18 protein-coding genes are annotated in these 22506 nt (G+C 71.3%); 10 read left to right on the plus strand and 8 right to left on the minus strand.

What is annotated here, in order from left to right; all coding sequences use genetic code 11:
- Positions 1-32 precede the first annotated feature (32 nt).
- From ACIOHP_RS11475 to ACIOHP_RS11485, 3 genes are all read left to right on the plus strand, one after another.
- Positions 33-1763 (plus strand): amidohydrolase family protein, encoded by a 1731-nt coding sequence (locus ACIOHP_RS11475; protein ID WP_401885927.1) that lies wholly within the window; start codon positions 33-35, stop codon positions 1761-1763.
- Positions 1760-3211, plus strand: coding sequence for an aldehyde dehydrogenase family protein (locus ACIOHP_RS11480; protein ID WP_401885930.1), 1452 nt, complete (start codon positions 1760-1762; stop codon positions 3209-3211). The genes ACIOHP_RS11475 and ACIOHP_RS11480 overlap by 4 nt, the downstream gene beginning before the upstream one ends.
- Before the next feature lie 107 nt (positions 3212-3318).
- The gene (locus tag ACIOHP_RS11485) at positions 3319-4092 is read left to right on the plus strand and encodes an alpha/beta fold hydrolase (protein WP_401885933.1); all 774 of its coding nucleotides are present in this window, start codon (positions 3319-3321) and stop codon (positions 4090-4092) included.
- On the opposite strand, the gene ACIOHP_RS11490 is transcribed toward ACIOHP_RS11485, so the two are convergent.
- Positions 4089-4484: a nitroreductase/quinone reductase family protein gene (locus ACIOHP_RS11490; RefSeq protein ID WP_361485084.1), complete on the minus strand. Its 396-nt coding sequence runs from the start codon at positions 4482-4484 to the stop codon at positions 4089-4091. The two genes, ACIOHP_RS11485 and ACIOHP_RS11490, sit on opposite strands and share 4 nt — an antisense overlap.
- A 36-nt stretch (positions 4485-4520) precedes the next feature.
- Between ACIOHP_RS11490 and ACIOHP_RS11495 the strand changes: the two genes are divergently transcribed.
- Positions 4521-5354, plus strand: a complete 834-nt coding sequence (locus tag ACIOHP_RS11495) for an endonuclease/exonuclease/phosphatase family protein (RefSeq protein WP_401885937.1) — start codon at positions 4521-4523, stop codon at positions 5352-5354.
- A 22-nt stretch (positions 5355-5376) separates the two neighbouring features.
- Here ACIOHP_RS11495 and ACIOHP_RS11500 read toward each other — a convergent pair whose 3' ends face one another.
- Positions 5377-6894, minus strand: a complete 1518-nt coding sequence (locus ACIOHP_RS11500) for a CehA/McbA family metallohydrolase (protein WP_401885940.1) — start codon at positions 6892-6894, stop codon at positions 5377-5379.
- A gap of 128 nt (positions 6895-7022) precedes the next feature.
- Here ACIOHP_RS11500 and ACIOHP_RS11505 point away from each other — a divergent pair, with 128 nt between their 5' ends.
- The 3 genes from ACIOHP_RS11505 (at position 7023) to ACIOHP_RS11515 (ending at position 11443) form a co-directional block, all read left to right on the plus strand.
- Complete coding sequence (locus tag ACIOHP_RS11505) at positions 7023-7868, plus strand: LLM class F420-dependent oxidoreductase (RefSeq protein ID WP_401885942.1); 846 nt, start codon at positions 7023-7025, stop codon at positions 7866-7868.
- Between the two features lie 79 nt (positions 7869-7947).
- Positions 7948-10533, plus strand: a complete 2586-nt coding sequence (locus ACIOHP_RS11510; RefSeq protein WP_401885945.1) for a bifunctional FO biosynthesis protein CofGH — start codon at positions 7948-7950, stop codon at positions 10531-10533.
- 349 nt (positions 10534-10882) lie between these two features.
- A complete protein-coding gene (locus ACIOHP_RS11515; protein WP_401885947.1) occupies positions 10883-11443 on the plus strand; it encodes a hypothetical protein in 561 nt (186 codons plus the stop codon).
- Here the strand turns inward: ACIOHP_RS11515 and ACIOHP_RS11520 are convergent.
- A complete protein-coding gene (locus ACIOHP_RS11520) occupies positions 11440-11934 on the minus strand; it encodes a DUF2165 domain-containing protein (protein WP_401885950.1) in 495 nt (164 codons plus the stop codon). The two genes, ACIOHP_RS11515 and ACIOHP_RS11520, sit on opposite strands and share 4 nt — an antisense overlap.
- Positions 11935-12173: 239 nt before the next feature.
- Here ACIOHP_RS11520 and ACIOHP_RS11525 point away from each other — a divergent pair, with 239 nt between their 5' ends.
- Complete coding sequence (locus ACIOHP_RS11525) at positions 12174-13289, plus strand: ADP-ribosylglycohydrolase family protein (RefSeq protein WP_361538329.1); 1116 nt, start codon at positions 12174-12176, stop codon at positions 13287-13289.
- Positions 13290-13305: 16 nt separating this feature from the next.
- Here the strand turns inward: ACIOHP_RS11525 and ACIOHP_RS11530 are convergent, their stop codons facing one another.
- Positions 13306-14874 (minus strand): sodium:solute symporter family protein, encoded by a 1569-nt coding sequence (locus tag ACIOHP_RS11530; protein ID WP_361538327.1) that lies wholly within the window; start codon positions 14872-14874, stop codon positions 13306-13308.
- A gap of 127 nt (positions 14875-15001) precedes the next feature.
- Positions 15002-15787 carry an SDR family oxidoreductase gene (locus ACIOHP_RS11535; protein WP_361485103.1) on the minus strand — a complete coding sequence of 262 codons (786 nt, stop codon included), beginning with the start codon at positions 15785-15787 and terminating at the stop codon, positions 15002-15004.
- 94 nt (positions 15788-15881) lie between these two features.
- On the opposite strand from ACIOHP_RS11535, the gene ACIOHP_RS11540 reads away from it, so the two are divergent.
- Entirely contained in the window at positions 15882-16721 is an 840-nt protein-coding gene (locus ACIOHP_RS11540; RefSeq protein WP_361538323.1) for a hypothetical protein, read from the plus strand.
- Between the two features lie 108 nt (positions 16722-16829).
- Here the strand turns inward: ACIOHP_RS11540 and ACIOHP_RS11545 are convergent, their stop codons facing one another.
- The 3 genes from ACIOHP_RS11545 to ACIOHP_RS11555 form a co-directional block, all read right to left on the minus strand.
- A complete protein-coding gene (locus ACIOHP_RS11545) occupies positions 16830-17021 on the minus strand; it encodes a DUF397 domain-containing protein (RefSeq protein WP_327717679.1) in 192 nt (63 codons plus the stop codon).
- Between the two features lie 231 nt (positions 17022-17252).
- Positions 17253-18110: a helix-turn-helix transcriptional regulator gene (locus tag ACIOHP_RS11550; protein WP_351682926.1), complete on the minus strand. Its 858-nt coding sequence runs from the start codon at positions 18108-18110 to the stop codon at positions 17253-17255.
- Positions 18111-18458: 348 nt separating this feature from the next.
- The gene (locus tag ACIOHP_RS11555) at positions 18459-19214 is read right to left on the minus strand and encodes a GPP34 family phosphoprotein (RefSeq protein WP_307029423.1); all 756 of its coding nucleotides are present in this window, start codon (positions 19212-19214) and stop codon (positions 18459-18461) included.
- A gap of 217 nt (positions 19215-19431) precedes the next feature.
- On the opposite strand from ACIOHP_RS11555, the gene ACIOHP_RS11560 reads away from it, so the two are divergent.
- On the plus strand, positions 19432-22470 hold the full coding sequence (locus ACIOHP_RS11560; protein ID WP_401885958.1) for a D-alanyl-D-alanine carboxypeptidase: 3039 nt from the start codon (positions 19432-19434) through the stop codon (positions 22468-22470).
- The last annotated feature ends 36 nt before the right edge of the window (positions 22471-22506 follow it).

The raw sequence follows: 22506 nt of genomic DNA on the forward strand, positions 1-22506 counted from the left end.
TCATCCCGCCGTCCATCAGGAGGTGAACCCCCATGCTCGATCACGTCATCAAAGGGGCGACCGTTGTCGACGGGACCGGCGCCCCCGCCATCACCGCCGACCTCGGCATCCGTGACGGCCGTATCGCCGTCATCGGTACCGTCACCGAAGAAGCCCGGACCACCGAGGACGCCACCGGCCTCGTCCTCGCCCCCGGCTTCGTGGACCCCCACACGCACTACGACGCCCAGCTGTTCTGGGACCCCTACGCGACCCCCTCCCTCAATCACGGCGTCACGACCGTCGCCGCCGGGAACTGCGGTTTCACGCTCGCACCCCTGCATCCCGACCGGCCCGAGGACGCCGACTACACGCGTCGGATGATGTCCCGGGTCGAGGGGATGTCGCTGGTCGCCCTGGAAGAAGGGGCGCCCTGGAGCTGGAGCTCCTTCGGGGAGTATCTGGACGCTCTCGAGGGGCGGATCGCAGTCAACGCCGGCTTCATGGTGGGGCATTGCGCACTGCGGCGGTATGTCATGGGGGCGGAGGCGGTGGGCGGGCAGCCCAGTGAGGATCAACTCGGCGAGATGCTGCGGCTGTTCCATGCCGCGATGGACGCCGGGGCCTGGGGGTTGTCCACCACCCAGTCGTCCACGCACTCCGACGGTGACGGCCGGCCCGTCGCCTCCCGGCACGCCGAGCCCGCCGAACTCATCGCCCTGGCCAAGGCCGTCGGCGAGCACGAGGGGACGCAGATCGAGGCGATCGTCGCCGGGTGCCTCGACCAGTTCAGTGACGCCGAGATCGATCTGTTCGTGGAGATGACCGCGGCGGCGGGACGGCCCCTCAACTGGAACGTCCTCACCATCGACGCCTCCGTACCCGAACGCGTACCCCGCCAGCTGTTCGCCAGTGAGCAGGCACGGAAGGCCGGCGGGCGGATCGTCGCGCTGACCATGCCGATCCTCACGCCGATGAACATGTCCCTCGGCACCTTCTGCGCGCTCAACCTCATCCCCGGGTGGGGACCCATCCTCGGGCTGCCGGTGCCCGAGCGGATCGCCAGGCTCCGGGACCCGGACGTACGCGCCGAGATGCTCCGGCGCGCCGAATCCAAGGAGGCGGGCGTCTTCCGGCGGCTCGCGCACTTCGGGCGGTACGTCATCGGCGACACGTACAGCGAGGCGAACCGCGGGCTCAGCGGGCGGGTCGTGCGGGACATCGCCGCGGAGCGGGGGCAGGACGCCTTCGAGTGCCTTGTCGAGATCTGCGCCGCCGACGACCTGCGGACGGTCCTGTGGCCCATGCCCACCGACAACGACCCCGCCTCCTGGGCGCTGCGCGCCGAGACCTGGCAGCACGAGGACGTCATGCTCGGCGGGTCGGACGCGGGGGCGCATCTGGACCGGATGTGCGGGGCGCCGTACACGACCCGGTTCATCGGGGACTGTCTGCGCGGGCGCAAGCTCGCCACCCTGGAGCAGGCGGTGAAGATGCTCACCGACGACCCGGCTCAGCTCTTCGGACTCAGGGAACGCGGGCGGATCCAGGAGGGCTTCCATGCGGACCTCGTGCTCTTCGACCCGGAGCGGATCGCCGCGGGCACGGCCACCCTGGTGCACGACCTGCCGGGTGACAGTCCACGGCTGGACTCCAAGGCCCTCGGGATACGGGCCGTGTGGGTCAACGGGGTCGAGGCGATCCGGGACGACGTGGTGAGCGGGGCCGTGCCGGGCAAGGTGCTGCGGTCGGGGCGGGACACCCGGACGGTGGCGACCAAGTGACCTCGAAACAGCGGCTGTTCGTCGGCGGGGCGTGGACCGAGCCGGAGGGCGGGCACTACGAGGTCGTCGATCCGGCGACCGAGCGGACCGTCGGGTGGGCACCGGAGGCCTCGCGGGACCAGGTGCACGCGGCCTGTGCCGCTGCCCGCGAGGCCTTCGGTCCGTGGTCGCGCACGGCGCCCGAGGAGCGGGCGGCGATCCTCGCGCGGGCCGCCGATGTCATCCGGTCCCGGTTCGCGGAATACGCCGAGCTCGCCCAGGCCGAGACCGGTGCCACGACCGGGACGGCGCGGGCGATGCAGGTCGGGGTCGCCGCCGCCCGTTTCCAGCGGTACGCGCGCGTGGAGCCCGCCGAGTGGGCGATCCCGCCGCAGATCAACGAGGCCGGGCCCATGGGCAGGGCGGGGATCATGGGCGCGCTGGCCGTCCGTCAGCCCGTCGGGGTCGTCACCTGCATCACCTCGTACAACAACCCCTGGGCCAACCCGGCCGGCAAGATCGCCCCCGCCCTCGCCATGGGCAACACGGTCGTCGTGAAGCCCGCTCCGCAGGACCCGCTGTCGGTGTACCGGATGGCCGAGGCGCTGGAGGCCGCCGGGGTGCCGAGGGGCGTGGTCAACGTGGTCTCCGGCCGGTCCGTCGAGGTCGGCGAGGCCGCCGTGGACTCGCCCGACGTCGACATGGTCTCCTTCACCGGCTCCACCGCCGTCGGACAGCGCATCGGCGAGGTGTGCGGGCGCGGTATGAAACGGCAGCTGATGGAGCTGGGCGGGAAGGGGGCGGCCCTCGTCTTCGACGACGCGGACATCGCCTCCGCCGTGGCCGGGATCGGGACCACCTTCTCCTTCTACAGCGGCCAGATCTGCACCGCGCCGACCCGGGTGCTGGCACAGCGCGGGGTGTACCAGCGGCTCGTGGACGGCCTCGCCGCGTATGCCGGGCATCTGAAGGTGGGGGATCCGCGGGCGGCGGACACCGTCGTCGGGCCGGTGATCTCCGCCGGGCACCGGGAGCGGGTGGAGTCCTACGTCGACATCGGGCGCAAGGAGGGCGCCGTGGTGGTCGCGGGCGGCGAGAGGCCGTCGTACGACCATGGCTTCTACGTCGCTCCCACCCTCCTCGCCGACTGCACGAGCGGGATGCGGGTCGTCCGGGAGGAGATCTTCGGACCGGTCGTGTCCGTGGTGCCGTTCGACGACGAGGAGGAGGGCATCGCCCTCGCCGGCGACTCCGACTACGGCCTCATCGACTATGTCTGGTCCGGGGACGTGGCCCGTGCCTTCCGCGTGGCGCGGCGGCTGCGGGCGGGCGGGGTGGGGGTGAACACCGTCGGACGGAACATGGAGGCGCCGTTCGGGGGGTTCAAGAAGAGCGGGGTCGGGCGGGACGTCGGGTCGTACGCGCTGCACGCGTACAGCGAGGTGCAGGCGATCGTCTGGCCGGGGTGACGGGGCACGGTCGATCTGCTCGGCGCGGTCGCGTATCGGGCCACGCCGGTGCCCCGTTGGCCAGGAGGGTGCTGTCTCCCGGCGCCCGGTTCGGGCACAGTCGTCCCATGGAGACCATGGTGCAGGTCAAGGACGGCGAGGTCTGGGCCGAGGACACGGGCGGGGACGGGGTCCCGGTGGTGCTGCTGCATCCCGGGATTGCGGACTCCAGGTGCTGGGAACCCGTGCTGCCGGAGCTCGTCGCGCGCCACCGCGTGATCCGCTACGACGCCCGGGGGTTCGGGCGTTCCCCGAACCCCACGGCCGCCTACTCCCTGGCCGAGGATCTGCGGGCCGTGCTCGACCACTTCGGCGTGGAGCGCGCGGTGCTCGTCGGTACGAGCATGGGCGGGGTGACCGCGGTCAGCGCGGCGCTGAACGAGCCGTCGCGGGTGGCGGGGCTGGTGCTGCTCGTGCCGGGCATCACCGGCTACCCGGATCTGGACGATCCCGAACTGACGTCACGGATCGCCGAGTTGGCCACCGCGGGAGACATGGGCGGTCTGCTCGCCCTGTCCCTGGAGACCTGGGCGGCGGCCGGCACACCCCCCGACGACCGGGCCGCGGAGTGGCTGCGGGCGGCGATCCCGGCCTGGTTCACGACGTACGGTCACCAGACCGAGGACCCCCCGGCCTTCCCCCGCCTCGGCGAACTGGCCATGCCCTGCACCCTCCTCCTCGGCGAGAAGGACACGGCCAGGACGGTCCGCTGCAACGAGGACATGGCCGCCGCCATCCCGGACTGCCACCTGGTACGCCTGCCGGACTGCGACCATCTGCCGACGCTGCGGGCGCCCGAGGCGGTGCGCGACCTGGTGCTGGAGATGTGCGCCAGGTCCTAGCCGTCCAGGTCCACCCGCACCGTCAGCAGCCCCGACCCCATCGCCCGCACGGCCGTGCTGTTCATGCGCGGCAGACCCCGCAGCCGGGCGATCGGGTCGTCGTCGGGCAGGAGACGGGCCGTTCCGGTGTGCCAGCGGCCGCGGAGGCGGACCCGGACGCGCGGGTCGGCCTTGATGTTGCGGACGTACTGGGAGCGTTCGCCGAACTCCGAGACCAGCCAGAAGGAGTCCCCGACCCGGCGGCCGCCGACCGGGGTCGGGCGGGGGAGGCCGGAGGTGCGGCCGGTCGTCTCCAGGAGGGTCTGGAAGGGGAGGCGGCGCAGGATCGGGTTGCCGATCCGGCGCTGGAGGGCGGACACGGCACGGTACTTGCGTTCGTTGTGGCGGGGCATGGTTACCGAGTCTCCTGGAGATTGCGGCGGTGTGCCATGCGTGTGGTGACGTGGAACCTGTGGTGGCGGTTCGGTCCGTGGGCCCAGCGGCAGAAGGCGATTGTCGCCGTTCTGCGGGAACTGCGGCCCGATGTCGTGGGCTTGCAGGAGGTGTGGGCCGATCGCGGCAGCGGGGAGAACCTCGCCGCCTGGCTCGCCGGGGAGCTCGGACTGCACTGGACCTGGGCCGCCTCGCACGCGCCCGAGCGCTGGCGGCGGCGGATCGGGGACCCGACGGCCGACATCGGCAACGCGGTGCTGAGCCGCTGGCCGGTGCTGGAACAGGACGTCCTGCGACTGCCCGCCCCGGCCGACCTCGACGACGGCCGCCTCGCCCTCCACACGCGGCTGGCGGCCCCCGGCCACCCCGTCCCCTTCTTCACGACCCACCTCGCCTCACCCCTGCACGCCTCGGCCGTACGCCGTGAACAGGTCACCGCGCTCGCCGAGTTCGTCGCCGCGCACCGGGACGGCACCGCCTTCCCGCCCGTCGTGACCGGCGACTTCAACGCCTGGCCCGACTCCGACGAGGTCCGCCTCTTCGGCGGCCTGCGGACCGCCCCCGTCGTCCCCGGCCAGGTCTTCTTCGACGCCTGGGAGTACGCCGACCCGGCCGCCCCCGCCACCACCTGGGGCCCGGCGAACCCGTACGTCCACCCGGGCCTGGGCCCCGGCGGCCGCATCGACTACATCCACGTCGGCGGTCCCGCCGGTCCGGCGGGGGAGGGCACGGTGCTGGGGGTGCGGCGGGCCGGGGACGGGCCGGTGGACGGGGTGTGGCCGTCCGATCACGCGGCGGTCGTCGCCGACCTCGCGTCCCGGCATCCCTGACGGGCGGGCCTCCCGCGCGGTGCTAGTGGACGCGGCCCAGGAAGATCGGGTTGGTGAACGCCGCGAGCGCGCCCGGCAGTGGTCCGGCCGCCGTCTCGTGCCGCAACTCCGCCCGCACGTACGCCGCGTAGGCAGGCGTGGTCCGCCACTCGAACACCCCCGACCCCGCCACCGGCAGGGGCCCGCCGGTGAACAGCACCCCCTGGTCGGTCACGAACCGGACGGTGCAGCGGGGCGCGCCCGAGACCTCGAGGCGTACCGTCACCGGCGTGTCCGGTGCGGCCGCCAACCGCTCGCCGATGCCGGCGTGTTCGCCCTTGCCGCCCGTCGCCGTGAAGCTCAGGGACACGTTCTTCGACTCGGCGACATACGACCGCCCCGCCCGGATCCCCTCCTGGATCGCCTCGCGGGACAGGTCGTCGGCGAGGACGACGGTCTGCGGCAGGCCCACGACGTCCGGGTCCCGGTGGGCGTCGCTGTTGCCCATGGCCGGAATCCAGTCCCGTCCCTCGCGCACAGACGCCACGAGCATGCCGTCCCAGTCGGCCAGCGCCACCTCGTCGTCGGGCGTGTAGGGGCCGTTCCACACCTCGACCGCGTCCGCCTCGCCGAAGCCGAACTTCCAGTTGCAGCCGATGCAGGTGGCGTGCGGATGGGCGGGGACGACCAGCCCCCCGGCCTTGCGGATCCGGCGGGCGAAACGGCCGAAGCGGTGGTCGCGGGCCCGGTAGCGCCAGTCGACGAAGGTGCCGGGGTCGGTGCCGAGCGCCACCACGTGGCCGTTCCTCGTGGTGACCTCCTCGCCCAGCATGATCAGCAGGTCGTCGCCCGCCTCCCCGGCCCAATGGGGGTGTGCCGCATGGGTGTTGTGCTCCGAGGTGTTGATGAAGTCCAGGCCCGCCGCCCGCGCGAGGGTCGCGATCTCGGCCGGGGTGCGGCGGCCGTCGGAGTACCAGGAGTGCAGATGGCAGTCGCCCCGGTACCAGGCACGGCCCCGCCCCTTCGCGCGCTCGGGCGGGTAGGTCGGCTCGACGACGGGGCCCTGCTCGCCGTAGGTGAGCGTGACGGTGATCTCGTACGACAGGCCCTGCGGCGCCACCGTGTACGGGCCGAGCGCGATGTGCCAGATGCCCGCGCGCACCCGCCCCGGGAGGTACCCCGGCGTCGCGTCGTCGGCGCGCAGGAAGAACTCGCTGCGGGCCCCTCCCGACCAGCCCCGGAAGCCCGGCCCACCCAGCTCCGTCCCCCGCTCGTCGAAGATGCCGATGTCGAGGGCGTTGCCGGCCGTGCCCGCCGGGACGGAGGGGCGGTCGTAGGTGTAGGAGACCTTGATCTCCCGCACCCCGGAAGGGACTTCGACCGGCACGTACACGAAGTCGGGGGACCCGGTGGGCAGGGTGCCCCGGATCGTCCTGGTCTCCTGGTCACCGTCGGCGGCCGCGGCGAAGGTCACGCTTCCCAACGTAAGCGCGGCGGCGGTTCCCGTCACGAGGAGTGTGCGTCTTCCGATGCTGTGATGGAGCTCGTTGTCGTCACACATGCCTCAACTCTCCCGGACGTCCGTGAACTGCCGTGGAAAGACAGGGGAATTGAGGCGACTGAGAAATCGGCCGAAGATGCCGACCAGTCGGTATGGACAGATGAGGCCCCTCCGGGTACAGATAGGGCATGCGTATCTCCGCGACGATCTTCCTCACCGACGAGACGATCACCCCGACCCGGCTCGCTCCTGAGCTGGAGCAGCGGGGGTTCGCCGGCCTGTATCTGCCCGAGCACACCCACATCCCGGTGGAGCGTGTGACGCCGTACCCGGCGGGCGGCGAGCTGCCCCCCGAGTACGGCCGCACCCTGGACCCCTTCGTCGCGCTCGGCCAGGCGGCGGCGGTGACCGAGCGGCTCGGCCTCGGCACCGGCATCACCCTGGTCGCCCAGCACGACCCGATCGATCTCGCCAAGCAGATCGCGACGCTGGACCATCTGTCGGGCGGCCGGTTCACCCTCGGCCTCGGCTTCGGCTGGAACGTCGAGGAAGCCGCCGACCACGGCGTCGCATGGCGCACCCGGCGGGAGCTGGTGCGCGACCGGATGGCCCTGATGCGCGCGCTGTGGTCGGAGGAGCCGGCCGCGTACGAGAGCGAGTTCGGGAGCGTACGGGCCTCGCACGCCTACCCCAAGCCCGTACAGAAGCCGCGCGGTCCGGTCGTCGGCCCCCGCACCCTCGTCGGCGGAGCCGCCGGCCCCAAGCTGTTCGCGCACATCTGCGAGTACGCCGACGGGTGGCTGCCGATCGGCGGGCGCGGCCTGACGGAGTCACTGCCTGTCCTGCGCGCCGCCTGGGCGGACGCGGGCCGCGACCCGGAAGCCCTCCAGATCGTCCCGTACGCCGTCTTCCCCAGCTCCGGCAAGCTCGCGCACTACGCCGACCTGGGCATCGAGGAGGTCGTGGTGCAGCTACCGCCGGCGGGGGAGGCGGAGGTCCTGCGGCTACTCGACGACTACGCCCGCTTCCAGTGACACCCTGTAACGCCCGACGGGAGGGGACGAATCGGGCAGCGCCTGTCTGGCCTGATCACCTCGCTCGTATGCTCGATGGATGACGACTTCCGCGACCCCCGGAACCGGCCCGACCGAGAACTCCATGCGTCGCGCCCTCAAACGCGCCCGTGACGGCGTGGCCCTCGACGTCGACGAGGCCGCGGTCCTCCTCCAGGCCCGCGGCGCGGCCCTCGACGATCTCACCGCCTCCGCGGCCCGCGTCCGTGACGTGGGCCTTCAGGCGGCGGGCCGCCCCGGCGTCATCACGTACTCGAAGAGCGTCTTCATCCCCCTGACCCGGCTGTGCCGGGACAAATGCCACTACTGCACGTTCGTGACCGTCCCCGGCAAGCTGCGCCGCGCCGGGCACGGCATGTTCATGTCCCCGGACGAGGTGCTCGACATAGCCAGGCGCGGGGCCGCGCTGGGTTGCAAGGAAGCGTTGATCACTCTGGGCGACAAACCGGAGGACCGCTGGCCCGAGGCTCGAGAGTGGCTCGACGCGCACGGCTACGACGACACCATCGCCTACGTCCGCGCCATCTCCATCCGCATCCTGGAGGAGACGGGTCTGCTGCCCCACCTGAACCCCGGCGTGATGTCGTGGACGGACTTCCAGCGTCTGAAGCCGGTCGCGCCGTCGATGGGCATGATGCTGGAGACGACGGCCACCCGCCTCTGGTCGGAGCCGGGCGGCCCGCACCACGGCTCCCCCGACAAGGAACCGGCCGTCCGTCTGCGGGTGCTGGAGGACGCGGGCCGCTCCTCGGTCCCCTTCACCAGCGGCATCCTCATCGGCATCGGCGAGACCTACGAGGAGCGGGCGGAGTCCCTCTTCGCGCTGCGCCGCGTCGCCCGCTCCTACCACGGCATCCAGGAACTGATCATCCAGAACTTCCGCGCCAAGCCGGACACCGCGATGCGCGGCATGCCGGACGCGGAGCTGGACGAGCTGGTGGCGACCGTGGCGGTGGCGCGGCACATCATGGGCCCGTCGGCCTGTCTTCAGGCCCCGCCGAACCTGGTCGACTCCGAGTACGAGCGTCTCATCGGCGCCGGCATCGACGACTGGGGCGGGGTCTCGCCGCTGACGATCGACCATGTGAACCCCGAGCGCCCCTGGCCCCAGATCGAGGAGCTGGCCGAGCGCTCGGCCGCCGTCGGTTTCTCCCTGCGGGAACGCCTCTGTGTGTACCCGGAGTTCGTGGGGCGCGGCGAGCCGTGGCTGGACCCGCGGCTGCTGCCGCACGTACGGGCGCTGGCGGACCCGGAGACGGGACTGGCACGTCCCGACGCCGTCGTGGAGGGCCACCCGTGGCAGGAGCCGGAGGAGGCGTTCGTGTCGTCGGGCCGTACGGACCTCCACACCACCATCGACACCGAGGGCCGTACCTCCGACCGCCGCGACGACTTCGACGAGGTGTACGGCGACTGGGGCGCCCTGCGGGAGGCTGCGGCACCCGGGATGGTCCCGGAGCGGATCGACACGGACGTACGCCAGGCCCTGCGGGTGGCGGCCGACGACCCGACCCGTCTGACGGACGCGGAGGCGCTGGCGCTGCTGCACGCGGACGGGCCGGCGCTGGACGCGCTCTGCGGTGTCGCGGACGACGTCCGCAAGTCGGCGGTCGGCGACGACGTCACGTACATCGTCACGCGGAACATCAACTTCACCAACGTCTGCTACACCGGCTGCCGCTTCTGCGCGTTCGCGCAGCGCCGCACGGACGCGGACGCCTACACCCTGTCCCTGGACCAGGTGGCCGACCGCGCCCAGCAGGCGTGGGAGGTGGGCGCGGTGGAGGTCTGCATGCAGGGCGGCATCCACCCGGACCTGCCGGGGACGGCGTACTTCGACATCGCCAAGGCGGTGAAGGAGCGGGTCCCGGGGATGCACGTCCACGCGTTCTCCCCGATGGAGGTGGTGAACGGCGCGACCCGCACCGGGATGTCGATCCGCGAGTGGCTGACGGCGGCGAAGGAGGCGGGTCTTGACTCCGTCCCCGGCACCGCGGCGGAGATCCTGGACGACGAGGTCCGCTGGGTCCTGACCAAGGGCAAGCTGCCGACGGCGACGTGGATCGAGGTCATCACGACGGCGCACGAGGTGGGCATCCGCTCCTCGTCGACGATGATGTACGGCCACGTGGACCAGCCCAGGCACTGGCTGGGCCACCTGCGCACCCTGGCCGGAATCCAGGAACGCACGGGCGGCTTCACGGAGTTCGTGACGCTCCCCTTCATCCACACCAACGCGCCGGTGTACCTGGCGGGCATCGCGCGCCCCGGTCCGACGATGCGGGACAACAGGGCGGTGACGGCGATGGCCCGTCTCCTCCTGCACCCCCACATCCCCAACATCCAGACCAGCTGGGTGAAGCTGGGCTCGGAGGGAGCGGCGGAGATGCTGCGCTCGGGCGCGAACGACCTCGGCGGCACGCTGATGGAGGAGACGATCTCGCGGATGGCGGGCTCGTCGTACGGCTCCTACAAGTCGGTGCGTGACCTGGTGGCGGTGGCGGAGCTGGCGGGCCGCCCCGCGAGGCCGCGCACGACGCTCTACGGCGAGGTGCCGGAGGAGCGCCGGCGGGCGGCGGCGGCGTCCGACGGTCATCTGCCGGAGCTGCTGCCGGTGCTGGACTGAGGGCGGGGCGGGGCTCAGAGCCGGGCTGGACCGCGGGCGCGGGCCGAGCTGGACCGGCGGCGCGGCCTTGACCGGAGGCGCGGGGCTGGGACGGGCCGGGGCCAGGAGTGAAGCGGGGGCTGGTCTCGGGGCTTGGGCTGGACCGCGGGTGCGGGCTGGGGCGGGCCGGGGCGAGGGGAAAGGCGGAGAGCTGGGCTTGGGGCTCGGGCTGAGCTGAGGGCGGGCACGGGCTGGGCCGGATCGGAGGCGCGGGGCGCGGGCGCGGGCCGGGCTTGGGGCGGGAGCTCGGGGTGGCTCACAGTACGATGATCGGACCCCTGTTTGTCCGGAGGGGGCCGTAGCTGAGGAGATGCGTGCCGTGCCTGCCCCGAAGGTCTGGGTGACCGGTCTGACGGTGGGGGCGATAGCCGCCGTCGCGGTCCTCGCCGTCAAGGCGGACGAGGGCACGAAGCCCACGGCCTCCGCCCCCCGCCCGAGCGCCTCCGCCTCGGCGCAGCCCTCGGCGTCCCCCACGAAGTCGACGCCCGCCGCGGTGCCGGACGACTCCGGCACCGGCCGCCGGATCGTCTACTCCCTCGCCGAGAAGCGGGTCTGGCTGGTCGACGCGAGCGACGCGGCCCAGCGCACCTTCCCGGTCTGGCCGGGCACGGTGAGCCCCGACCCCGGCGCCTACAAGGTCGACGTCCGCCGCGACGCCACGACCGGCTCGGACGGCGTCCAGATCGAGCACATCATCTACTTCGCCAGCAAGTCGGGCCTCTCCATCGCCTTCTCCAACGCGGTGGACGGCTCATCGCCCCCCGCGGTCGCCTCCGGCGCACAGACGAGCGGCATCCGCATGGCAAAGGCGGACGGCTCGGCGCTGTGGACGTTCGGGGAGACGGGGACGTCGGTGGTGGTGGTCGCCTAGCGTTCGGCGGACGGCAACTGCACCACCACGAGCGCGACCCCGCTCAGCAGGAACACCCGCAGCGCCGCGTCCAGCCCGTTCCAGTCCTCCGACTGCCACATCGAGAACCACTCGCCGCCGATCGCGATGAACCCGGCGCCGAAGAGCAGCATCACCATGAGCAGGCCGTACGTGGAGAAGCGCCGGGCGCGGAGGTCGTCGCGCCGGGTCCACAGCCAGGTGCCGTAGATCAGCACCAGGGCCGCGAGCACCTCCCACACGATGATCGCGACGTACGCCGTGTTCTGAAGTCCCTCGCTGGTGACGGCCCGCCACATCAGGTCGTCGTCCTTGAAGGTGGTGTCCATGGCGAGGACATGCTGGACGAACGCCTGGTTCGTCCCGAAGTCGGTGATGTTCCCGAACGCGACGAGGGCCATGTAGAGGGCGACGGTCGCCGTGAGCAGGGTGCCGGCGAGGTGGAGTGCGCTGCGTGGGGGTGTCGTGGCCATGGCGATCAGCTTTCCCCTCCGGCACCCGCCGTACGCCGTACGCATTGAGCCAGAGTGGCCGACGTCCGGGCGACCGGGTTGCGATGTGATGCGGTACGGGTGATACCTGACCACCCGGGACCATTTCCGACCACTCCGGGCACACCCCCCATACCCCTACGCCCCCTGAACCGACCGTTCCCGGTCGATTACAGTGCTGAATCGTCGTGTACGCGGGCGGTGCCGCTGGGGAGGTCTTGGTGGGTGCGACAGCCGGGGCCATATGGGGCCGTGTCGAGCAGCAGGACTTCCGGAGCCGGGTGCGGGGGACGTTGCTCGGAGCCGCCGTCGGGGACGCGCTCGGGGCGCCCGTCGACCAGCTCGGCTTCGACGGGATACAGGAGGCCTACGGCGCCGAGGGCGTCGTCGATCTCGGCGCCGCCTACGGCAGACGCGGTGCCGTCACCCATCTCACCCAGCTCACCCTCTTCTCCGTCGACGGGCTCATACGGGCCCAGGTGCGCCGCGACATAGGGGCCTGGCATCCGCCCACCGATCTGCACCGGGCGTACCTCAGATGGGCCGCCACCCAGCGGGACTGGGGTCCCGACGAGCGGCGCAAGGAAGACGGGTGGCTCGCCAGGGAGGAGTGGCTGTACGCCCGGCGTGACCCCGCCCGCTCGCTGCTCGTCGGGTTCGGCGACGAGAACATGGGGACCCTCGAGGCCCCCAAGAACCCCGGCGAGGCGGGGCCCGAGGCGGCCGTGCGGTCCGCGCCCTTCGGGCTGCTCGTCGGATGGGAGCCGCAGCTCGTCGCACAGCTCGCGGTGGAGTGCGCCGCGCAGACCCACGGGCACCCGGTCGCGTACCTCTGCGCAGGGGCGTACGCCGTCATCGTGCACGCGCTGGCCCGCGGCGAGAGCCTCGACGGGGCCGTGCAGCGGGCGCTGGCGATGCTGGCCGCCCGGCCGGGGCATCAGGCCGTCTCGGACGCGTTGCAGCACGCGCTGGGCGCCGTACGGCAGGGCATGCCGACCCCGGAGCGGGTCGGGGAGCTCATGGGGAAGGGGACGGCCGAGGGGCTGCTCGCCGGCGCCGTGTACTGCGCCCTCGTCGGCGAGGACGTCCGGCACGGGCTCTGCCTCGCCGTCAACCACGACGGCCCCTCCGCCGCGGCCGGCGCCCTCACCGGCGGCCTCCTCGGCGCCCTGCACGGCGAAACGGCCCTCCCGCCGGCCTGGCTGGCCGAGCTGGAGGGCCGTCCCACGTTGCTGGAACTCGCGGACGACTTCGCCATGGAGATGACCCAGGGGCCCGCGCTCCACGGTCCGGCGGGGTCGTCCCCGGGATGGCTGGCCAGGTACCCGAGGGGCTGACCCCCCGGGAGCCTGCCTAGTCCTTCGTCCGCACCACCTCGTCCACCGGCCCCGCCGGCACCGGCACGGCCGCGGCCGCCGCCCCGTCCCCGTCGGTGTTGATCTTCTCGATGATCGCGAGCCGCTCCGGGGTGTCCTCCGGCTTCACGAAGCCGATGAGGATGTAGAGGACCAGCGACACCGCGAGCGGGATCGAGACCTGGTACTGGAGCGGGACGCCGCCGTCGACGTTCCAGTTGATCGGGTAGTTGACCAGCCAGAAGGCGAGCAGACCCATCGACCAGCTGGTGAGCGCGGCCGTCGGACCGGAGCGACGGAAGGGGCGGAGAAGGCCGAGCATCATCGGGATCGCCATCGGGCCCATCAGACCGGCCACCCACTTGATGACGACCGTGATGATGTCCTTGAACGCGGGGGAGTTGACCTGCGTCGCCGCCGCCATCGACAGGCCCAGGAAGACGACGGTCGCGATGCGGGCGACCTTCAGGCCCTGACCCTCGTTCCACGTCCGCGCCCTGCGCCAGACCACCGGCGCGCAGTCCCGGGTGAACACCGCGGCGATGGCGTTGGCGTCGGAGGAGCACATCGCCATGGTGTGGGAGAAGAAGCCGACGATGACCAGGCCCAGCAGACCGTGCGGGAGCAGCTGTTCGGTCATCAGGCCGTAGGAGTCGGAGCCGTCCGGCTTCTGGGACTCGACCAGCAGCGGCGACATCCACATGGGGAAGAACAGGACGACCGGCCAGACCAGCCAGAGGATCGCGGACAGCCGGGCCGAGCGCTCGGCCTCGTACGCGTTGGCCGTGGCCATGTAGCGCTGGGCCTGGTTGAGCATGCCGCCGTTGTACTCGAAGAGCTTGATGAAGAGGAACGCGAGGAGGAAGACCGTGCCGTACGGGCCGACCAACGGCTCGCCGTGGCCCTGGAGCTCCGGACGGTCCCAGGCCTCGAAGAAGCCGATGCCCTTGTCGCTCAGTTCCGCGACGACCGCGATGAACATCGCGACACCGGCGAGGAGCTGGATGACGAACTGGCCGAGCTCGGTCAGCGCGTCCGCCCACAGCCCGCCGATCGTGCAGTAGACGGCGGTGATCGTGCCGGTGATGAGGATGCCCTGGTTCAGCGAGATGCCGGTGAAGACCGACAACAGGGTGGCGATCGCCGCCCACTTGGCGCCCACGTCCACGATCTTCAGCAGCATGCCGGACCAGGCCAGCGCCTGCTGGGTCTTGAGGTCGTAGCGGTTCTTCAGGTACTCCAGCGGGGAGGCCACGTGGAGACGTGAGCGCAGCCGGTTGATGCGCGGCGCGAACAGCTTCGAACCGATCGCGATGCCGAGGGCGATGGGGAACGACCACGTCACGAAGGACGTGACGCCGTAGGTGTAGGCGATGCCCGCGTATCCCGTGAACATCACCGCGCTGTAGCCCGACATGTGGTGCGAGATGCCGGAGAGCCACCAGGGCATCTTGCCGCCGGCGGTGAAGAAGTCACTGACGTTGTCCACGCGCTTGTGCGACCACACGCCGATCGCGACCATCACGCCGAAATAGCCGATGAGCACGGCCCAGTCGAGACCGTTCATGTGCGCCCTCCCAGGGGTTCGACCCGGCGCTCATCGTGGGCGCTGTCGCGTGAACACGACAAGTGAGCGTAAGGTCAAAGGGAGGTAAAAGTATTCGGCATGATGGCCTCGGTTCACCTACATGAACTCACCGCATCAGCTCCCCGGCGTTGACCAGCAGTGATTGTCCGGTGATCGCCCGCGCCCGATCCGACGCCAGGAACACCGCCGCATCGGCCACATCCCCGTCCGTGGCGAGATCGGGCAGGGCCATGCGCTCGGTGAGCCTCGCCAGCACCTCGGACTCCCCGACCCCTTCCGTGTGCGCGGTGAACTGCACGTACGCCTGCACCGGCGGCCCCCACATCCAGCCCGGCAGCACGGTGTTGACCCGGATCCGGTGCGGCCCCAGCTCCCGCGCGAGGGAGTACATCGCACTCGTCAGCGCCCCCTTGGAGGCCGCGTACGCCGCCTGCCGCACCTGCGAGGGGGCGGCCACGGACGACTGCGTCCCGATGAAGACGACCGACCCGCCGCACCTCTTCAGCGCCGGCAGACACGCCCGCGTCATCCGCAGCGACCCCAGCAGGTTCACGTCGATCACCGACTGCCAGGTGGTGAAGTCCGCATCCTCGACGCCGCCGAAATAGCTGTCCCAGGCGGCCACATGGACCACCGCGTCGATCCGCCCGAACCGCTCGCTCGCCACCTCCGCCAGCGCCACGCACTGCTGCTCGTCGGTGATGTCCGTGGGCCGGTACGCCGTGTGCGTCCCGTCCGGGTCGATCTCGGCGGCGCTCTTGGCGAGGTTGGCCTCGGTGCGCGCCCCGAGCACGGCGTTCCCGCCGTCGCGTACGACGGCGGCGGCGACCTGGTGGCCCAGTCCGGCACCGACGCCCGACACGACCACGGTCCTGCCCGTGAGCAGTGGCATGGGAGTCCTCCCCTTCGGTTCGCTCGCCCTGACCCTGGCGATATATCTGACGGGGCGTCAGAGTATGGGCGAGCCATCCAGGAAGGGGAAGGGAATGAGCGAAGAGACCCGCAGCCGGACGTACGCCGAACTGGCCGCCGTGGGCCCGTACGGAGTCCGTCCCGGCCATGCGCTCATCACCATGGTCGAGCCGCATCCGGGCCACGAGTACGCGTACAACCGCTGGTACGAGGACGACCACTACTACGCCGGCGCGATGGCGATGCCCTGGATGTACGCCGGGCGCCGCTGGGTCGCCACCCGGGACCTCCAGCTCCTGCGCTACCCCGAGAAGTCGGCGATCGCCCAGCCCGTCACCGCCGGGTGCTACATCTCGACGTACTGGATCACCGACGGCCGCTACGACGACCACATGAAGTGGACCGTCGGCATCAACAAGCGCCTCAACCGGGACGCCCGGGTCTACCAGGACCGCACGCACGTCTTCACCGCGTTCCAGGACCACGAGGCGACGGTCTACCGGGACGGGGCGGCCGGGCCCCGCGACTTCCACGCCCTCGACCACCCGTACAAGGGCCTGGTCGTCGAGGTGATCGACGCCGAATCGTCCGCACAGCGCGAGGAGTTGCTGGAGTGGCTGCGGTCCCGGCACCTGCCGAAGCGGATCGCGGGGTCACCGGCGGCGATGGTGACCGTCTTCAGGCCGACGCCGCTGCCGGGCGACCGGATGACGTATGTGAAGCAGGTCGAGGGCGTCGACACCCGACTGACGCTGCTGTGGTTCCTGGAGGCGGATCCGCGGGAGTGCTGGGAGGAGTACTTCACGGGCCTGGAGAAGCCGGTGGCGGAAACCGGCCTGGGGAGGGTGGAGTTGGTGGCGCCGTTCATCCCGACCGTGCCGGGAACGGACACCTACGTCGACCGTCTCCGGTAGGCCCGCGCCGGGACACAAGCCGAGCCCCCTCGGCAAGGACGGCGATCTGGTCGAGAGGGCTCTTCGGTGATGCTTGTGCAGTTGTGTAGTGCTCGGTCACTCGGCCATTTAAGCCTTGACCGAGCCGACGAAGGCGTTCCACGCGTCCGCGGGGAAGGCCAGCGTGGGGCCGTTCTGGATCTTCGAGTCCCGGACGGCCATCGCCGACACGACAGGGGACTTGATCTCGACGCACGCGCCATTGCCCTGGGAGTAGGAGGACTTGACCCACTGGTCCGCGGCGCCCTGCTTGATTGCCATTTTCGCTCCGATTAGCCAGTTGCTGAGTTGCTGTCGCCGTGGCGTGCGTATGTCTCCATCTGCACGGCACGGGTTTGCGCCAACGTTGTTATCCGATGGCGTGATCGACGCTACTCGCCAACATCGGGGAGCGGAGGAAGTATTCACCCGGGCGGGTGGCATATTCCATTGGGGTCTTCCGCTGCGACCGGGCGAAGGTGTACCTTGCGGCGCCTCGCCTGACGAAGTGGGTCAGCGTGCGTAGTCCTTGGCGATGCCTGAGATGAATTCCCGGCTTTGGTCCACATTCAGGGCCTGTGCCCGCAGATGTTCGTACATGACGCTGTACTTCTGTACGTCCTGCGCCTTCTCCAGGTACAGGTCGCTTGTCACGCCCTCGATGTAGACCACGCTGGAATCGGCGGCATCGGGGAACTCGAGGATCGCGTACTGCCCACTCACCCCGGGATGCGCGCCCATCGTGAACGGGATCATCTGCACCGTCACGTGCGGCAGTTGCGACATCTCGATCAGATGCTCCAACTGCTCGATCATCACCTGCCGGTTGCCGACCTCGCGGCGCAGCGCCGCCTCGTCCAGAACCGCCCACAGCCGGAGCGGGTTCTCGGCGGCAGAGATACGTTCCTGTCGGCGCAGTCGCACCTGGACACGCTTGTCGATGTCGGTGGGCGTCGCCTCGGGCAGCGCGCCGGAGATGAGGGACTCGGCGTAGGTGCGGGTCTGGAGGAGCCCGGGGACGACCTGGGGGTCGTAGACGCGCAGACTCGCCGCGTCCGTCTCCAGGCCGATGTAGACGCTGTAGGGGATGTCGCCGAAGGAGTGCCACCAGCCCTGCTGGCGGCTGTCCTTGGCCATCTGCATCAGGGAGTCGACGATCCGGACGTCCTCCACCTCGTACACACCGCACAGATCGCGGACGTCGCGCTGGCTGATGCTGCGCCGGCCGTTCTCCAGCCGGCTGATCTTCGACTGCGACACCAGAAGCCGTTCGGCGACTTCCTCGGCCGTCATGCCCTTGAGTTCACGGAGCCGGCGCAACTCCTGGCCGAGCCGGCGTCGCCTGACGGTGGGATTGACATTGGACGCCACGGGAACGTGCACCTCCGGCTGCGTGCCTTCGAAAATGGCCACTTTGCGTATCTGCTGTTGAGCAGACTGCCACCAAGGTGGTTTCTACCGCTGGGAAACAGTGGATATGCGCTGCGTACGCGCCAGTTCGCCATGATCACAAGGCAGTTGGCGCATCGAGGGCGCGACTCGGCCATGATCCGGGGCACAAAAAGGCCGCGCGGGACGGCAGGACCGCGGTGTCCTCTCGGACACGCGATCCCGCCGCCCCGCGCGGACCAGCGGCTCCCGATACCGGGTCTGGGGTACGCCGGAGGTGCGTGTGGTGCGTGGTGCGGTGCTACGTCGGTCGTGCCGTGGAACTGCGGCTCAGTGAGCCACGACACGCGCCATGGCACCGCGGCGCGGTTGCACCGGAACGCCGCGGGCGGGTTCCGGTGCCTGCCTGGCGCCTGGTCCGGCCGGACGGCCGGTCGGTGCCGGGCTGCGGCGTGGCTGTGCGGCCACACCGTTCTGGACGTCCATCACGGCGTGCGCCACGAGACCGCCCATGGGGTCGTGCCTGATCAGGTCCCGCAGCCGGGAGCGAGAGGAGCGTCCCTCGTTGCCCGGATACAGGTGCTTGCCCAGTCCGACCGCGTGCGCCAGGGCGGCGAGCGCCGCGGTCCGCGGGTCCGGCGGTACGCCGGTGCGGATCGCGGAGTCCAGTCGGGATCTGATCTCCCGGCTGATCTCGGTCTGACTCGCCTGGTAGCGAGTCGTCGGCAGCACTCCGCACATCTGGCCCGCCACGGCATGCACCATGCCGCACCGCTCCAGATGTGAGAGGTAGGTCTGGCGGAGCCCTAGACGCGGCCCGCCAATCCAGTGGATCGCGCGAACCGGAGCGCCACGCCTTCGCAGCAACTCCAACGCGCAGTCCAGTGTTGGATCTCCAGTCGGCCGTGGGGACACCACGGCGATACGATCCCCGTCTGGGGCTATCCGTCCGGCCAGCGCCAGCTCCACTAGCTGTGCTCCGGCCAGACCGAGGTCGAGCGACTGCGGCTGTGCGGTGGTACCCGTGGCCGGGTCCAGCGCCAGTAGCAGAAGCTCCTCCGGAAGTGTTCTGCGGCTCATGCCCATCCATGCCTCCCCGCGTGGATGAAAGACAGGGTGACCCCTCTCACATTGGTCTGTCGAGGGTGCGTGACCTGTTTGTAGTGGAACCGGTAGGTATGTCGTTCTCGTCTACCGCAGGAGCCAAGCCCTCACACAGGACACTGGTACATGGTTCGGACACCGTGGGGGAGCGGTGTCAGGGCGAGGCGGTCCATACGCGTTCACGGTTTAGGAGGCATCGGTGGCGGGCGAGTCCCCCGACAGGTCGAAGCAGCGCGAGTCGTCGGCAGAACCGACGTCGGGGAGCGCGAGTCCGGTTCCCGAAGCCCGGGGTGAGGTGCGCGACCCGCGCCTGGCGGTCGCCCGCGACACCGAGCCGCCCGCGGTCCGCGGTGGCGTGGACACGGCGACACGGGTCTTCTCGGCCCGCGACGTGGCCCAGGCCCGCGCCGCGGCACAGGACACGAAGCCGACCCCTCCGGGCACGCCCGACGAGGACACGGCGACGGAAGGCCCCCAGGACGCCGGGAAGGCCGGGGCGGGCGACGCCACGGCCGATGCGGAGGACGCACCGGCGGCCGAGGACGTCCAGGACGCGGTCCCGGCCGACAGCGCCGAGGGTTCGCGGGACGCGGGGGCTTCGGCGGCGACCGGTGAGTCGGCGTCTGCCGGGGCTGAGCGCTCCGGAGAGGCTCCGGAGGCCGGTGCCGGGGGCGCGGAGGACGCTGCGGTGGCCGAGGACGTCCAGGACGCCGTGCCGACCGGCGGTGCCAGGGGTTCGCGGGACGCAGGGGCTTCGGCGGCGCCCGCCGAGTCGGCGTCTGCCGGTGCCGAGGGCGCTGCGGACGCCCGTGCCGGGGTTTCGGAGGGTGCGGAGGCGGCCGCGGTGGCCGACGACGGGCCTGTGAAGGGCACCGAAGGCGCCGGGGATGCAGCGGCGGCCGGAGACGTCCAGGACGCCGTGCCTGCCGAGGGTTCGCGGGACGCGGGCGACTCGGCGGTGCCCGCCGAGTCGGCGTCTGGCGGGGCTGAGGGCGGCGCAGGGGCTGCCGGCGCTCGTGCCGGAGCCTCGAGGGGTGCCGAGGGCGCGGAGGACGCCGCAGCGACCGACAGCGGGCCCGTGAAGGGCGCCGAGGGTGCCGGGGGCGCTGCGGCGGCCGAGGACGTCCAGGATGCTGTGCCGACCGGCGGTGCCGAGGGCGCACCGGCGGGCGAGGACATCCAGGACGCCGTGCCTGCCGATGGTGCCGAGGGTTCGCGGGACGCGGGCGACTCGGCGGTGCCCGCCGAGTCGGCGTCTGGCGGGGCTGAGGGCGGCGCAGGGGCTGCCGGCGCTCGTGCCGGAGCTTCGAGGGCTGCCGAGGGCGCGGAGGACGCCGCAGCGACCGACAGCGGGCCCGTGAAGGGCGCCGAGGGTGCCGAGGACGTTCAGGATGCCGTGCCGACCGGCGGTGCCGAGGGCTCGCGGGACGTGGAGGCTTCAGACGCGCCCGAGGACGCTTCGGCTGCCGGCGCCGAGCGTGTTCAGGACGCCGTGCCGGCCGACCGTGGCGAGGATTCGCGGGACGCGCGCGAATCGGCGCCGGGTGAACCCGGTGGTGATGCCAGGTTGCGTGCTGCCGTGGCCGCCTGGGTGCGGTCCGGGGATTCTCCGGGGGCGGCGGATCCGGGCGCCGAGGACGGTGAGCGACCGGCGGGCGCCGCGAAGGCCGACCCCCGGGTCACCGCGGCCCCGAGCGACGCCGTGGACGCCCGTGAGGAGTCCGCTCAGGGCGCCCGCGCCGACGCGGCCCCGAGTGACGCCGTGGATGCCCCTGAGGAGTCCGCTCAGGCGGCCCCTGAGCCCGGGGTGAAGGCCGACGAGCCCGCACCGAAGGCTCGCGTGGACCAGCCCACCACCATGCTCAAGCTGCCCAGCAAGTTCGTCGCGCTGAAGCCCGACGTCACCACCGCCATTCCCCAGGTCGGCCCCGAGCGCACCACCCAGCAGCCCCTCCCGCCCAAGCCCCCGCTGGACCTGCTGGCCGAGCTCACGAACACCCCGCCGCCCCCGCAGACACCGCTGCGGACCACGTTCCGGCGGGTCAAGATCTGGACCCCCCTCGTCCTGCTCCTCGCGGTGGTCTTTGCGGTCGCACAGGCAATGCGCCCGCTGCCCACCCCCACCCTCGAACTCACCGCCGAGGACAGCTACTCCTTCGACGGCAGCAAGGTCGACATCCCGTGGCCCGCGGAGGGCCAGGCCGCCCTCGACGTCCAGGGCATCGGCAGCTTCGGCTCCTCCGGTGACCAGAAGCCCGTCCCGATCGCCAGTGTCGCCAAGGTCATGACGGCGTACGTCATCCTGCGCGACCACCCGCTCAAGAGCGGCGCCGCAGGCCCGAAGATCAAGATCGACCAGACCGCCGAGGCCCAGTCCAAGGCCGGTCAGGAATCGACCGTGAACGTGACCGCCGGGGACTCCATTTCCCAGCGCGAGGCCCTCGAGAGCATCCTGATCGCTTCCGCGAACAACGTGGCGAGGCTCCTCGCCCGCTGGGACGCCGGCTCGGAGAAGGCGTTCGTCGAGAAGATGAACGCCGCCGCCGAGGACCTCGGGATGACGAACACGACGTACACCGATCCCTCGGGTCTGAACAACACCACCGTCTCCACCGCCGTGGACCAGGTGAAGCTGGGCAAGAAGGCGATGGAGGAGCCCGCGTTCCGCGAGGTCGCGGCGATGATGTCGTACGACGACTACAAGGGCGTCAACCACCCCAACTGGAACCAGATCGTCGGCAAGAACAACGTCGTCGGCATCAAGACCGGCACCACCACCTCCGCCCTCGGCAACCTCCTCTTCGCGGCGAAGAAAGAGGTCAACGGAGAGACCCGCACCATCGTCGGCGCCGTCGTCCGCCAGCCCGCCGGCGGTGTGGACAACACCATCCTCAGCGCCGCCCTCACCGCGGGCGACCAGCTGATCCGGGCGGCGCAGGGCGCGCTGGAGTCCGCGACGATCCTCAAGAAGGGCGATGTCGTCGGCTACGTCGACGACGGCCTCGGCGGCAGGACCCCGGTCGTCGCCACCAAGGACGTCACGGCCGTCGGCTGGTCCGGGCTCACCGTCAAGCTGACCTTCGCCGCCGACGACGTACCGCACACCGCGAAGGCCGGCACCAAGGTCGGCACGCTCACCGTGGGTGACGCCTCGGCCGGTGCGGTGAAGGTGCCCGTCGCACTCCAGAAGGACCTCGTCGAACCGGGCTTCACGGACAAGCTGACGCGCATCAGCTGACCCGTGGGGCGGCTCGTACGGCGAAAGAGGAGCGAA

The sequence above is a fragment of the Streptomyces sp. NPDC087859 genome (genome assembly GCF_044742595.1).
Lineage (GTDB): Bacteria > Actinomycetota > Actinomycetes > Streptomycetales > Streptomycetaceae > Streptomyces > Streptomyces canus_F.